This window comes from Mesorhizobium sp. M7A.F.Ca.MR.176.00.0.0 (assembly GCF_004023165.1).
Taxonomy (GTDB): Bacteria; Pseudomonadota; Alphaproteobacteria; order Rhizobiales; family Rhizobiaceae; genus Mesorhizobium.
Genome location: NZ_RZTC01000003.1, coordinates 86,399 through 99,269, shown reverse-complemented (window position 1 = coordinate 99,269; position 12,871 = coordinate 86,399). Strand labels below are relative to the sequence as shown.

Here is a 12,871-nt window from a genome sequence, read left to right as displayed (position 1 = left end):
GAAATATTCGGTCACCTGCAGGATCGAGCCGTCCTTGACGCCGACCTCGCGGCGCACACGTTTGCCGCGCGTCGAGCGCGTCTTGAGATCGGCGACGCGGATCATATCATCGTAGCACAGCGCGTTGGCCAGATGCTTGGCGGCAGCGATCGACAAGCCATAGCCGCGATCCGGCCCGTCCAGCGCGACGGCCTTGTCCAGCCGGTCGAGATACTCGCGCCCGTAGGCGATATCCTGATAGTCGACGACCTTTCTCAAGGCGCGAAGCGCCATGTCGCGCACGGCCACCGGCAACAGATCGATGCGGGCAGCCAAGGCCTGCCAGCCCTGCAGCAGGTTTTGCGGGCCACTCACCTGTCCTGTGCCCAGGGCAGATTCGACAATCGCGGGCTCAGCCGGCTTCGGCGCCGGTGCTGCCGTGCCGCGCGCGCGGTCAAACGCAGCGCCGAAGGCGGCGAGGCTGGCCTTGACGCCCCGGCCGCCGGCACCGATCGCCTGTTCGTAGCTCTCGCGGGTGAAGGGCAGCGCATCGGACCCCGCCAGCGCGCCAAGCAGGCTGGCCGAGATCATCGAGCCATTGTCGGCTGCGATCTTTTCCATGTCGAAAGCGATGAAGCGCTTCGATGCGGCTTCCGCCGTCGCATGCACTTTGGAGGACGAAGCCCGGCCGTCGCCCGGCTCGATCTTTTCCGACACGGCGGCGATGCGGTGCGACGAGGCGATCAGCGTGGTGCGGTCGGGCGTGACGAAGCCGCGAATGATGGCACGGCCGGCTTCCATCAATTCGGCGGCGATCAGGATGTCGACGTCGCCCTGCGACGGCGACAGCGCAAAGACCGGCAGCCGGCCGGTGTCGCGGGCCATCTCGACATAATAGATGGTGGCGCCGGTACGCTGGGCGACGCCGGCGACCGAGGTCGATTGCGCGACAAAGCCGTTGCGCTCGGCGACATCGGTGATCCAGTCGGCGAGCACGCCACCGCCCTGGCCGCCGACCGCCAGCACGGCGAGCTTGATGACACGCTCGCTATCCTGAGCGCCGGCGCGGGCGCGAAGTGGGGGGACGGCGTCAAGCATCGGCGAAGGTCAGCCGCCGGCTTTCGCGGCGTCGCTGCAACAGGCTGATGGTGGCGCGGCGCGCGGCTTCCAGGAAACGGTCCCAGCGGCTCGGATTGTGGACGACGTCGGCGCGGTAGAAGGATGGGCAGAGCACTGCCGCATCGGCGACCTCGCCGCAATTGCCGCAGCCGACGCAGCTCTGGTCGATATGCGCGACCGGATCGTCGCGCAGCGGATCGTCTGTTGACTTGACCGACAGCGAGGGACAGCCGGACAGCCGCATGCAGGCATGGTCGCCCGTGCAGATATCCTCATCGACACCGAATTTCGGTTTCACGACACGGGTCCCGCCCTTGATCGCCTTGTCGACCAGCGGCTTTTCGCGGCGCTGCCGGTTGAGCATGCATTCGGACGAGGCGACGATGACCTTCGGCCCTTTCTCGTCCGTCGTCAGCGCCTCGCGCAGCGTGTCCTGCATCTTGGTGACGTCATAGGTGCGGTCGACATGGCGCAGCCATTTGACGCCCATGCCTTTCACCGCCTCGGTGATCGGATGCTTCGTCGACTTGGTCTTGTTGCCGGCGCGCGATGACAGGATGTCCTGCCCACCCGTGGCCGCCGAGTAAAAATTGTCGACGATGACGATGACGCCGTCGTTCTTGTTGAACACCGCATTGCCGATCGAGGAGGTCAGGCCGTTGTGCCAGAAACCGCCATCGCCGACGAAGGAGATCGAACGGCGCTTGGCATCGGGCGAATTGAAGGCTGAGGCAGAGGCCGGACCCAGGCCATAGCCCATGGTGGTGGCGCCGAGTTCGAAAGGCGGCATGATCGAGAACAGATGGCAGCCGATGTCGGAGGCGATGTGGTGCTTGCCGAGTTCCTGCTCGACCAGCTTGGTCGCGGCAAAGATCGGCCGTTCCGGGCAGCCTATGCAGAAGCCCGGCGGACGGCCCGGCACGACGTTGATCAGGTCGGCTGCGTCGACGCCATCGCCGACCTTGTTGGGCGCCCGCACCTCGCCGGGCAGAAGATGCGGCGCCTCGCCGCGCAGGAAGGCGCCGATGCCGTCAAGCATGACCTGGCCGGTGTATTCGCCGGCCATCGGCAGGTGCTCCTTGCCGACCAGCCTGGTGCCGCGACCGGCCTTGTGCAGCATCGAGGCAAAGGCCTGTTCGATGTAGTTGGGCTGGCCTTCCTCGACGACCAGCACCGCCTGCTTGCCCTCGCAGAACGACAGGAACTCGTCATCGATCAAGGGATAGACGGCGTTGAGCACATAGAGCGGCACGTCGGTGTCGCCATAAATGTCGGCAAGGCCGAGCCGCTGCAGCGCGCGGATGACCGAATTGTACATGCCGCCCTGCAGGACGATGCCGACCGAACCATGATCCAAGCCGAAGAACTCGTTGATCTTGTTCTTGGCGATGAAGTCCACCGCCGCCGGCCAGCGCTTCTGCACCTTCTCCTTCTCATGCAGGAAGGACGCTGGCGGCAGCACGATGCGGCCGGTGTCGCGGCGCGGTGCGTCAAGCGCATCGGCGACAGTCATCGGCGGCCGTTTGTTGTCCTTGGCGATGAAATGGCCGTGGACGTGGCAGCAGCGGATGCGCACCTGCAGCATGACCGGCGTGTTGGAAATCTCCGACAGTTCGAAACCGTCCTCCACCGCCTTGACGATCGATGGCAGATTGGGGCGCGGATCGAGCAGCCAGACCTGGCTTTTCATGGCGAAGGCATGGCTGCGCTCCTGCATGATCGAGGAGCCTTCGCCATAGTCCTCGCCGACAATGATCAGCGCGCCGCCGGTGACGCCGCCGGAGGCGAGGTTGGCCAGCGCATCGGAGGCTACATTGGTGCCGACCGTCGACTTGAAGGTTGCGGCACCGCGGATCGGGTAGTGCACCGAGGCGGCGAGCATGGCGGTGGCGGTGGCTTCCGAGGCGCTGGCCTCGAAATGCACGCCGAGCTCGCCCAGAATGTCCTGCGCGTCGGCCAGCACGTCCATCAGGTGGCTGATCGGCGCGCCCTGATAGCCGCCGACATAGCCGACGCCGCATTGCAGCAGCGCCTTGGTGATGGCGAGGATGCCTTCGCCGGCAAATTCCTCGCCGGCGCCGAGCCTGAGCTTCTCGACTTCCTTGGCAAAAGACCGTTCGGCCATTTTTTTCTCCCTTCCGTTACCGCCCGGGTTGGCGGCGCGTAGGTCTAGATGTCGTGCTTGCGAATGTTCTTGAGCATCTTCAAAAGCGTGGCGATGAGCGCGGAATATTCGGCGTCGTCGATATCGTCGAACATCGCCTCGAAGGCATCGTGCATGGCCGGCCAGGCGCGGGTGAACTCGGCGCGGCCCTCATCGGTCAGGAACACATGGCGGATGCGGCTGTCGGTGACGCCCTGTTCGCGCCGTACCAGGCCCTGGCCCTCGAGTGAGTCGAGCGTCCGGCTCAAGGTCGACTGCTCGATCACCGTATAGACCGAGAGGTCGTTGACGGTGATGCCGTCGGTGACCGACAGCACGGCCAGGGTGCGGACCTGCGGAATGGTCAGGCCCTGCTTGCGGAAATCGTCGCGCAAGGTGGCGTTGTAGCGGCCCATGATGCGGTTCATCAGATAGGGCGCGAATTGCTGCAGGCCGATCTGCCCCAGGGTCGAAATGCGCTGGCGCTTCTCAGTGACCTTCTCTTCCATCACAGCCTCCCCGCCAGGAGAAAGCCGGAACCGCCGCCGAGACCCGCGCCCGGGTGGGTCGAGGCGCCGATATGGTAGAGGTTCTTGATGCCGGTCTGATGGTTGCGGCTGCTCTTGAACGGCCGCCACAGGAAGGACTGGTCGATGGTCGAGGAACCGCCATAGGGATCGCCGCCGACCAGATTGATGTTCATCGCCTCGAGATCGGCCGGCGAATAGGCGCGCCGCGCAATGACGCTGTCCTTGAAGCCCTCGATATGGCTGGCGAGGATCGCTTCAGCGCGATCGGCATAGGCTTCGCGCAGCACATCGGTCCATTGCCCGTCCGCTGGTGCCTGCAGCTTGCCGGCGGCGTCGCCCTTGATGTGGCGAGGCGCCTCGGGCAGTTGCAGCCAGAGGACCGCCTTGCCTTCCGGGCAGCGCGACGGGTCGAGCGCATGCGGCTGGCCGACACAGATGGTCGGCACCTCCGGCAGCATACCGCGCGCCGCCTCGTTGCAGGCTTTCGAGACGCCATCCAGCCCAGGCGTCAGATGCAGCAGTGCCACCTTGTCCAGGCCTTCGCCCCGCCATGCTGGCGATTTGTCCAGGGCGTAGTGGATCTGGAAATTGCCTTTGCCGTAGCGGTATTTCCGCGTCGCCTCGACATCGGCTTTGGGAGCATCCGCTCCAAGCAGCCTGCCATAGAGCTGCGTCGGGGTGACCGAGCAGATGACGCTCTTGTTGGCCGTGATTGTCTCACCCGAGGCCAGCAGCACGCCGGTTGCCCGGCCATTGCTTTGAACGATCGAAGCGACGTCGGCGCCGGTGCGGATGTCGCCGCCGCGTTCCCGGATCAAAGCCTCGAAGGCCGCCAGCAGGTTCTGCGCGCCACCCTTGACGATCGGTGCCCCGGCCGCTTCCAGCGCGAAGGCGATGACCTTGGCGATCTGGCCGGAGAATGCATCTTCGGGTCCAAGCCCAGCATGCAGCACCCAGGGCGCCCACAGCGCACGGATGGTTTCAGACTGGTAGGTGCTTTCGAGCCAGTTGCGCGCCGGCACGAGCGCTTCGCCGAGAAAGGCGGCAAGGCCACGCGGGCCCCGCCGCCAGCCATCACCGGCAAGCAGCTTTGCTGTCGGGTAGGACCACAGACTGCCGCCGAGCAGGCCGAACAGCAGGCCGGCATTGCGCTCGATGCCGCCGACATCGTCCGCGTGCCGGTCGCCGTCGCCTGCCGCGATCGCATTGAGTGCGGCGACGTTGGCAGCGCGGTCGGTGCGCAGCACGGCATGGCTGCCGTCCGGCCGCAGCACGCCGGTCGGCGTGCCGGTGTGGCAGAATTCCAGCCCGTGCCGCGCAAGGTCGGCGCCCAGTGCGGCAAAGGCCGGAGAGGTGATGAACAGCACGAAGGTCGTCGCCATCACGTCGTGGATGAAGCCGGGTGCGGTGATCTCCTCGGTGCGCATGCAGCCGCCAATGCGGTCGTTGCGCTCCAGGACGAGCACACGCGCCCCTTTGCCCCCGAGCATCGCCGCGCAGACCAGCGCGTTGATGCCGCTGCCGACGATGATATGATCCGGCTGGGTCACGGCAAACGCTTTCGCTTAGCCCTTCGAAACCAGCGCCAGCGCGCGGATCGGGCTGCCGGTGCCGTGCTCGATCTTGAGCGGCGCCGCGATCAGGATGGCGCCCTTCGGCGGCAGCTGGTCGAGATTGCAGAGGCTGGCGAGACCGTAGCGGTTGGCCTTGTGCATCAGCGTATGCGCCGGGAATGGCGGCTCCATGCCGCCGGCTTTGCCGGCATCCGTGCCGATCGTCTCCGAGCCCCAGCCCTTGATGTCCTTGCCGATCAGGAACTGGATGGCTTCGGCCGTCGGGCCGGGCGTGTGCGGGCCGGTCTCGTTGGCGTTGAGGAACTCGGCTTCCGAGCCGTTGCGCTTGTACCAGTCGGTGCGCATCACGACCCATTCGCCGGCATTGATCGCGCCATGCTTGGCTTCCCAGGCCTTGATGTGGTCGACGGTGAGCAGGAAATCGTGGTCGGCGGCGGCTTCCTTCGAACAGTCGATGACATTGACCGGGCCGACGAAATTCTGCGCCGGAATGGTGTCGGTGGCGCCGTCCGGATAATCCTTGCCGGAGATCCAGTGCTGCGGCGCGTCGAAATGCGTGCCGGAATGCTCGCCGAGCTTCAGCCAGTTCCAGGCCCACCACGGACCGTTCTTGTCGTAACGGGAGATGTTGTGGATCTCGACCTTCGGCGTGTCGACGGCGAGTTCCGGCGGCAGCTTGATCAATGGCGTGTCCGGCCCGAGCGGCGCCGACAGATCGACCACCTTGATGGCGCCTGAAAGAAGCTGGCCGGCGACTTCGCCGAGGAGTTTTTGGGTGTCCATGGTTTGAAGTTCCCTCTTTCGTGTGATGATCAAGGCTCGTCTCGGCCCTTAATATCCTACTAGACGAAAACATATGCATCTGCAATTATCTTTAAGCATAAAGGAAATGGGGACGGGGCGTGAGCGAGTTCGACGCCATCTTTGTCGGGGCGGGCCACAACAGTCTGGCATGCGCCGCGCATTTGGCGCTCAAAGGCTGGAAAACCGGGATTTTCGAGCGCAGCGCAGCAATCGGCGGCGCCGTCCAGACGCGCGAATTCACCCTCCCTGGCTTTCGCCACGATTTCGGCGCGATGAATCTGAGCCTCTTCGCCGGCTCGGCCTTCCACCGGAAATATGCAAATGAATTGAAAGCGCAGGGGCTGGAGTTCGCCCCGGTCGTCGACTGTTTCGCCAGCGCCTTCCCCGACGGACGCTGGTTCGGCGTCAGCAACGATCTGGAAAAGACCGCCGCGCGCATCGCCGCCTTCTCCGCTGCCGACGCCCAGACATGGCGCAGGCTGGTCGCCGCCTTCCCGGCGGAGGCCGAGCATCTGTTCCGGCTGCTGGGTTCGCCGATGAGTGCCCGCGCGCTTGCCGGCACGGCGTGGAACCTGTGGCGCAAGAAGGGCATTGCCGGCGCGCTCGATACGGGCCGGCTGCTGCTGTCCTCGCCCCGCGCCTGGCTGGAGGAAACTTTCGAGTCGCCGCATATCAGGGCAACGCTCGCCACCTGGGGCATGCATCTCGACTTCGCGCCGGACATCGCCGGCGGCGCCGTCTTCCCCTATCTGGAATCGATGGCCAACCAGAGCTTCGGCATGGTGCTGGGCAAGGGCGGCGCCGACACCATCATCAAGGCGCTGTCGGGCATGGTGACCTCCGCCGGCGGCAAGATCGTCACCGATGCCGAAGTGGCCGAGATCACGGTTTCGGCCGGCAAGGCTACCGGCGTGCGGCTCGCCTCGGGTGAAACGCATAGCGCCACCAAGGCGGTCATCGCCGGCGTCGCGCCCAAGGCGCTGACCGGCAAGCTGCTGGCGAACGGTTCGGGCGATGCCGGCTTCGATACGGCGATGCAAAAATTCCGCCATGCACCGGGCACCATGATGATCCATCTGGCGCTGGACGATCTGCCCGACTGGCGTGCCGGAGCGGAGCTTAGGCAGTTTGCCTATGTGCATCTGTCGCCCTCGCTCGACGCCATGTCGCGCACCTATCAGCAGGCGATGGCGGGCATGCTGCCGGACGAACCGGTGCTGGTCGTCGGCCAGCCGACGGCGATCGATCCCTCGCGGGCGCCTCAGGGAAAGCATGTGCTGTGGGTGCAGGTGCGCATGCTGCCCGCCGAAATCCTGGGCGATGCCGCCGGCAAGATCGCGCCGGACCGTTGGGACAAGGTGAAGGAAGCCTACGCCGAGCGTGTCCTCGACATCATCGAGACCTATGCTCCCGGCCTGCGCAACAAGATCCTCGGCCGCGCCGTGTTTTCACCCATCGATCTCGAGCGCGAGAACCCCAACCTCGTCGGCGGCGACCAGGTCTGTGGCAGCCATCATCTGGCGCAGAACTTCCTGTTCCGCCCGGCGCGCGGCTATGCCGGCTGGAACACGCCGGTGGCGCATCTGCACCTCACTGGAGCCGCGACATGGCCGGGCGCCGGCACCGGTGCGGCGTCGGGCTTCATGCTCGCACAACAGCTTGGCGGGAGGTAGGAGCCGAGGATTTCCTTGAGGCTGCAAGGGGCAAGGCGCTGCTGCCCAAGAAGCCTGAACCAATGAACTAAGACGCCGCGCGCAGAAACAAAACCAACAAGGGGAACGACCATGACAATCAACAGACGTGAATTGCTGGGATACAGCGCCGCGGCACTCGGGGTGGCCGCCGTCGGCCTGCCGCCGATCGCTAGGGCGGCTGCCGGCGAACTGACCATCGCCTACAACGTCAATCTGCCATCCTGGGATCCAACCACCGGCCCCTCGGCCGTCAACCCGACCATCCAGGGGCTGTACCAGTCGGTGTTCGACCAGTTCATCCCACAGAAGCCCGATTTGTCCTTCGCGCCGGGCCTGCTCACCGAATGGGGTTGGAACGACGACCGCACCAAGATCATGATGACGGTGCGCGAGGGCGTGACCTGGCATGACGGCTCGCCGTTCACGGCCGAGGACGTCGTCTGGTCGCTGCAGCGGGCAGGCGACGAAAAGACCGGCAACCCGATCCAGTTCGTCTGGAAGAACGTCAACAACTTCAAGATCGACGGCAACAAGATCACCGGCGACGTCGTGCAGTTCGACCCGGTCTATTTCAAATGGATGTCGTTCCTGACCGGCTACATCATGCCGAAGGCCTACTACGAGAAGGTCGGCGCCGAAGGTTTCGAGAAGGCGCCGATCGGCACCGGCCCCTACATGGTGGAAAAGTTCGAGCGCAACGCCTTCCTGCGGCTCAAGGCCAATCCGAACTATTGGGGCGGCAAGCCGGCCTTCGAGAATGTGACGATCAAGTTCGTCGCCGACGCGGCAAGCCGAGTCGCAGAGATCGAATCCGGCTCCTCGCAAGTGACGCTCGAAATTCCCTATGAGGAGTATGACCGGCTGATCGCCAAGGACGGGCTTGCCGGCTCCTGCAAGAACGTTTCCGACATCGGCATGATCTTCTTCAACGACATCGAGGCGATGCTGGACAAGAACGTCCGCCAGGCCGCCGTGATGGCCGTCGACAAGAAGCTGCTGGTCGATCGCCTGCTGCGCGGCTACGGGCAGCCGATCGATACGCTGGAAACGCCGGAATACGCATCCTACGACGCGTCGATCAAGGTCGAGCACAATCCGGAAAAGGCCAAGGAATTGCTCGCCGCTTCCGGCTATTCGCCGGAAAAGCCGGTCAAGTTCACCATCCAGACGACCAAGGGCTTCAAGCCCAAGGACTATGAGATGATCCAGGCGATCGTCGGCATGTGGCGCAAGGTCGGCATCGAGGCGACGATCGAAGTCTACGAGATCGCCAAGCACTACGAACTGCGCGCCGCCGACAAGCTTGCGCCGGCCGCCTTCTACAATTGGGGCAATGCCATCGGCGATCCGACCACCTCGACCGGCTTTGCCATGTATGGCCCGAGCCCGCATTCGGTGTGGGACAGCCAGGATTTGATCGACATGATCAACCCGCTGTGGGGCGAAAAGGACGAGGCCAAGCGCATCGCCGGCTGGAAGGCTGTCGACAAATACATCGCCGAGCAGGCCTATGTGCTGCCGCTGATGCAGTATGCGCAGCCGATCGTGCATGCCAAGGGCGTCAATGTGGTGCAGCATGTGTCCGGCGCGCTGCTGCCGGCCCTGATGACCCCGGCCTGACCAATATGGGAAGGCGCCCCGTCGCGAGACGGCGTGTCTTCTCCCAACTTGCGCAGGGCCCCTCATCCGGCCCTTCGGGCCACCTTCTCCCCGCTGGGGAGAAGAGACTGGTTCAGCCGTCAGCGACCTCTTCTCCCCTCGGGGCGAAGGTGGCCGCAAGCGGCCGGATGAGGGGGCTGTTCGTCCGATCAATCACTGAAACGCATTAGGCCTGCGCCAGAATGCTCCTGCAACGATTCCTGATCCGTCTTCTGACGATGCTGATCACGCTGTTCGGCGTGGCCGTCGTCGTCTTTGTCGTGATCCGCGTCGCGCCCGGCGATCCGATCGCCATGATGCTGCCGCCCGGCGCGACGGATGCCGACATTGCCCGGCTGCGCGCGCTCTACGGCCTCGACAAGACCATCGTCCAGCAATTCTTCATCTGGCTGTCGGGCGTGGCCCGGGGCGATTTCGGCACTTCGATCTCGCTGCGGCAGGACGTGCTCGGCCTCGTCTTCAACCGTCTACCGGCGACGCTGGAACTCGCCATCGTCGCGCTTGTGATGGCGGTGGCGATCGGCGGCACGACGGCGATCATCGGCGCGCGCGAGCGCGGCACGGCGGTCGAGGCCGGCATCGACATCGCCAGTGGCGCGGCGCTGTCCATTCCCGATTTCCTGTGGGGTCTGGTGCTGATCCTTCTGTTCGGCGTTCTGGTGCCGATCTTCGACATTTCCGGGCGGGTGTCGCCGCAACTCGACCTGCCCTTCGTCACCCAGTTCTATCTGTTCGAGAGCCTGTTGCGCCTGCGCCTCGACCTCACCTGGGATCTGCTGAAGCACATGCTGATGCCGGCCGTGGCGCTGGCGCTGCCGCTGGCAGCAATCATCTCGCAGCTGCTGAAACAGTCGCTGAAGGAAGTGCTCGACCTCGACTATGTCGTGCTGGCGCGGGTCAAGGGGTTTTCGGAAACGCAGGTCATCCTGCGCGAGGCGCTGAAGAATGCCGCGCTGCCGACGCTGACGCTGGTCGGCGTGCAGTTCACCTTCCTGATCGGCGGCACCGTCATCGTCGAACGGCTGTTCTCCTATGAGGGCCTCGGCAATATGGCGATTGACGCGGTCATCAACCGCGACCTGCCTTTGATTCAAGGCATCGTGCTGGTCTTCGCGCTGCTGTTCGTGCTGATCAACCTCAGCGTCGACATGATGTATGCGCTGCTCAATCCGAGGCTGCGCCATGGATGAGGGCCGTGCTCGAAGGCGAGGTGTGTCGCCACGCCTGTGGCTGGCCGGCGGCTGGCTGCTGCTGGCGCTGTTGGCCGCGATCTTCGGTCCGCTTGTCGCGCCCCAGGATCCGCTGGCACAGGATTTGATGCTGGAACGACTGCCGCCATTCTGGATGAATGGAGCCGAACCCGGCTATTGGCTCGGCACCGACAGCCTCGGCCGCGATCTGTTGTCGAGGCTGATCTTCGGCGGCCGCATCGCCTTCATCGTCGCATTCGCCGCAGCCATCGCCGCCTGCGTGGTCGGTTCGACGCTAGGCCTGATCGCAGGCTATTTCGGCGGTTGGGCCGACCGCATCATCTCGCGCATCGTCGATGTCTGGATGGCGTTTCCGCCGGTGCTGTTTGCCATATTGCTGGTGGCGGTGCTCGGCACGGGCTTGAGTTCCGTCATCCTGGCCATCGCCATCATCGACTGGACGCGTTTCTGCCGGGTGATCCGTGCCGAGACGATGGGTCAGTCGCGCATGGACTATGTCGAGAATGCCCGCATTGCCGGCTACGGCCGCATCGGCATCATGCTGCGCGAAGTGCTGCCCAATGTGGTGCCGTCGATCGTCGCGCTGCTGTCGCTGGAAATGGGCATCGCCGTCATCGTCGAGGCGATCCTGTCCTTCGTCAATCTGTCGATCTCGACCGACGATCCGACCTGGGGCGGCATCATCGCCGAGGGCCGGCTGTCGATCCATCAGGCCTGGTGGGTGCTGGTGTTTCCGCTGATCACGCTGATCCTGACCGTGCTGTCGTTCAGCCAGTTCGGCGAGGCGCTGAAGACGCGTTTCGATCCGGTGCTGCGATGAGCGCCTGCCTCGACATCAGGGATCTGAGTGCGGTGCTGCCCAACGGCCAGCGCGTGCTGCGCTCGGTGTCGCTCTCCGTTCAGCCCGGCGAAGTGCGCGCGCTGGTCGGCGAGAGCGGCGCTGGCAAGACGATGATCGGCAAGGCGGTGCTCGGTGTGCTGCCGTCGAGCGTGCGCATTGTCGAAGGCGACATGCTGCTCGAGGGTGAAGACCTCGGCAAATTGCAACCCAAGGCACGACGCACGCTGATCGGGGCGCGCACGGCGCTGATCCCGCAGGACCCGCTGACCGCGCTCAACCCGTCGCGGCGCATCGGCTCGCAGATGACCGACCGGCTGGTGCGCATCCTCGGCTGGAGTGGCGAGAAGGCCGATACCCGCATCCGGCAATTGCTGGACGAGGTGCAAATCCGCGATCCCGACCGCGTGCTGAAGAGCTATCCGCACGAACTTTCCGGCGGCATGCGCCAGCGCGTGCTGATCGCTGCCGCCTTCGCCGCGGAGCCAAGGCTGATCGTCGCCGACGAGCCGACCACGGCGCTTGATGTGACCGTGCAAAAACAAATCCTGCGGCTGATCGTGCAGTTGCAGCTCGAGCATGGCACGGCGATCCTGTTCGTCACCCATGATCTCGGCGTCGTCGCCAAGATCAGCCAGAGGGTCTCGGTGCTTTATGCCGGCAAGGTGGTGGAGGAGGCCGACACGGCGGCCCTCTTCGCAGCACCGCAGCACCCCTACACGCGAGCGCTGATGGCGGCGACGCCACGCTACACCGATCCTTTCGCCTCGCTGAAGCCGGTGGACGAGGCGGTGCTAGCCGGGCTTGCTTCAGAGATTGCTGCCGCAGACCAAGCCTGGAGGCGGCCGCATGGTTGAACCGTTGTTCTCCGTGCGCGGGCTGAAGGTCGCGCTGCCCGACATGACGCGCAAGCCACTGATCGGCCGCGCGCCATTGGTCGAAATCCTGAAGGGCCTGGATTTCGACCTGCCCAAGGGCTCGGTGACCGGCATTGTCGGCGAATCCGGTTCCGGCAAGTCGACGCTCGGCCGCGCCTTGGTGCGCCTGCTGGAGCCCAACGCCGGCAGCGTCACTTTCGACGGTCGCGACATCACCCATCTGCCGGAAGCGGAGCTGCGGCCGCTGCGCCGCAACCTTCTGATGATTTTTCAAGATCCGATGTCGTCGCTCAACCCGCGCCGCACCATTGCCAGCATCATCGCCGCACCGCTCAAGCAGAATGGCCTCGGCGACAATCTCAAGGCGCGCGTGGCTGAGGCGCTGCAGCGTGTCGGCCTGCCGCAAAGTTTCGCCAGCCGCTACCGCCACGAACTGTCGGGG

Annotated in this window: 10 protein-coding genes and 1 pseudogene (1 of these 11 only partly in view); 6 read left to right on the top strand and 5 right to left on the bottom strand. The window is 64.8% G+C overall.

What is annotated here, in order from left to right; all coding sequences use genetic code 11:
• From EOB59_RS02110 to EOB59_RS02090, 5 genes are all read right to left on the bottom strand, one after another.
• On the bottom strand, positions 1 to 1,077 hold a 1,077-nt coding region (locus tag EOB59_RS02110; protein ID WP_245486501.1), incomplete at its 3' end, for an indolepyruvate oxidoreductase subunit beta family protein.
• Positions 1,070 to 3,223 (bottom strand): indolepyruvate ferredoxin oxidoreductase subunit alpha, encoded by a 2,154-nt coding sequence (locus EOB59_RS02105; protein ID WP_128287534.1) that lies wholly within the window; start codon positions 3,221 to 3,223, stop codon positions 1,070 to 1,072. The genes EOB59_RS02105 and EOB59_RS02110, both read right to left, overlap by 8 nt.
• A gap of 44 nt (positions 3,224 to 3,267) precedes the next feature.
• Positions 3,268 to 3,750: a MarR family transcriptional regulator gene (locus tag EOB59_RS02100; RefSeq protein ID WP_127270494.1), complete on the bottom strand. Its 483-nt coding sequence runs from the start codon at positions 3,748 to 3,750 to the stop codon at positions 3,268 to 3,270.
• Positions 3,750 to 5,321: an NAD(P)/FAD-dependent oxidoreductase gene (locus tag EOB59_RS02095; RefSeq protein WP_128287533.1), complete on the bottom strand. Its 1,572-nt coding sequence runs from the start codon at positions 5,319 to 5,321 to the stop codon at positions 3,750 to 3,752. Before EOB59_RS02095 ends, EOB59_RS02100 begins: the two co-directional genes overlap by 1 nt.
• A 15-nt stretch (positions 5,322 to 5,336) precedes the next feature.
• A complete protein-coding gene (locus EOB59_RS02090; protein ID WP_127415777.1) occupies positions 5,337 to 6,128 on the bottom strand; it encodes a cyclase family protein in 792 nt (263 codons plus the stop codon).
• 119 nt (positions 6,129 to 6,247) lie between these two features.
• Between EOB59_RS02090 and EOB59_RS02085 the strand changes: the two genes are divergently transcribed.
• The 6 genes and pseudogenes from EOB59_RS02085 to EOB59_RS02060 all read left to right on the top strand — a co-directional run.
• Complete coding sequence (locus tag EOB59_RS02085; protein WP_128287532.1) at positions 6,248 to 7,822, top strand: NAD(P)/FAD-dependent oxidoreductase; 1,575 nt, start codon at positions 6,248 to 6,250, stop codon at positions 7,820 to 7,822.
• 111 nt (positions 7,823 to 7,933) lie between these two features.
• Entirely contained in the window at positions 7,934 to 9,463 is a 1,530-nt protein-coding gene (locus EOB59_RS02080) for an ABC transporter substrate-binding protein (protein ID WP_128287531.1), read from the top strand.
• A 221-nt stretch (positions 9,464 to 9,684) separates the two neighbouring features.
• The gene (locus tag EOB59_RS02075; protein WP_027039637.1) at positions 9,685 to 10,692 is read left to right on the top strand and encodes an ABC transporter permease; all 1,008 of its coding nucleotides are present in this window, start codon (positions 9,685 to 9,687) and stop codon (positions 10,690 to 10,692) included.
• The gene (locus tag EOB59_RS02070) at positions 10,685 to 11,533 is read left to right on the top strand and encodes an ABC transporter permease (protein ID WP_127808061.1); all 849 of its coding nucleotides are present in this window, start codon (positions 10,685 to 10,687) and stop codon (positions 11,531 to 11,533) included. Before EOB59_RS02075 ends, EOB59_RS02070 begins: the two co-directional genes overlap by 8 nt.
• Positions 11,530 to 12,408 carry an ABC transporter ATP-binding protein gene (locus EOB59_RS02065; protein ID WP_128287530.1) on the top strand — a complete coding sequence of 293 codons (879 nt, stop codon included), beginning with the start codon at positions 11,530 to 11,532 and terminating at the stop codon, positions 12,406 to 12,408. The genes EOB59_RS02070 and EOB59_RS02065 overlap by 4 nt, the downstream gene beginning before the upstream one ends.
• Positions 12,401 to 12,871 (top strand): annotated as a pseudogene (locus tag EOB59_RS02060) (ATP-binding cassette domain-containing protein) (it continues 382 nt past the right edge of the window). The gene EOB59_RS02065 and the pseudogene EOB59_RS02060 overlap by 8 nt, the downstream one beginning before the upstream one ends.

What these genes read in the sequence shown, in the direction of transcription:
- EOB59_RS02105 (WP_128287534.1), bottom strand. Translation starts at nt 3,223, where the DNA reads ATGGCCGAACGGTCTTTTGCCAAGGAAGTCGAGAAGCTCAGGCTCGGC.
- EOB59_RS02100 (WP_127270494.1), bottom strand. Translation starts at nt 3,750, where the DNA reads ATGGAAGAGAAGGTCACTGAGAAGCGCCAGCGCATTTCGACCCTGGGG.
- EOB59_RS02090 (WP_127415777.1), bottom strand. Translation starts at nt 6,128, where the DNA reads ATGGACACCCAAAAACTCCTCGGCGAAGTCGCCGGCCAGCTTCTTTCA.
- EOB59_RS02080 (WP_128287531.1), top strand. Translation starts at nt 7,934, where the DNA reads ATGACAATCAACAGACGTGAATTGCTGGGATACAGCGCCGCGGCACTC.
- EOB59_RS02075 (WP_027039637.1), top strand. Translation starts at nt 9,685, where the DNA reads ATGCTCCTGCAACGATTCCTGATCCGTCTTCTGACGATGCTGATCACG.
- EOB59_RS02070 (WP_127808061.1), top strand. Translation starts at nt 10,685, where the DNA reads ATGGATGAGGGCCGTGCTCGAAGGCGAGGTGTGTCGCCACGCCTGTGG.
- EOB59_RS02065 (WP_128287530.1), top strand. Translation starts at nt 11,530, where the DNA reads ATGAGCGCCTGCCTCGACATCAGGGATCTGAGTGCGGTGCTGCCCAAC.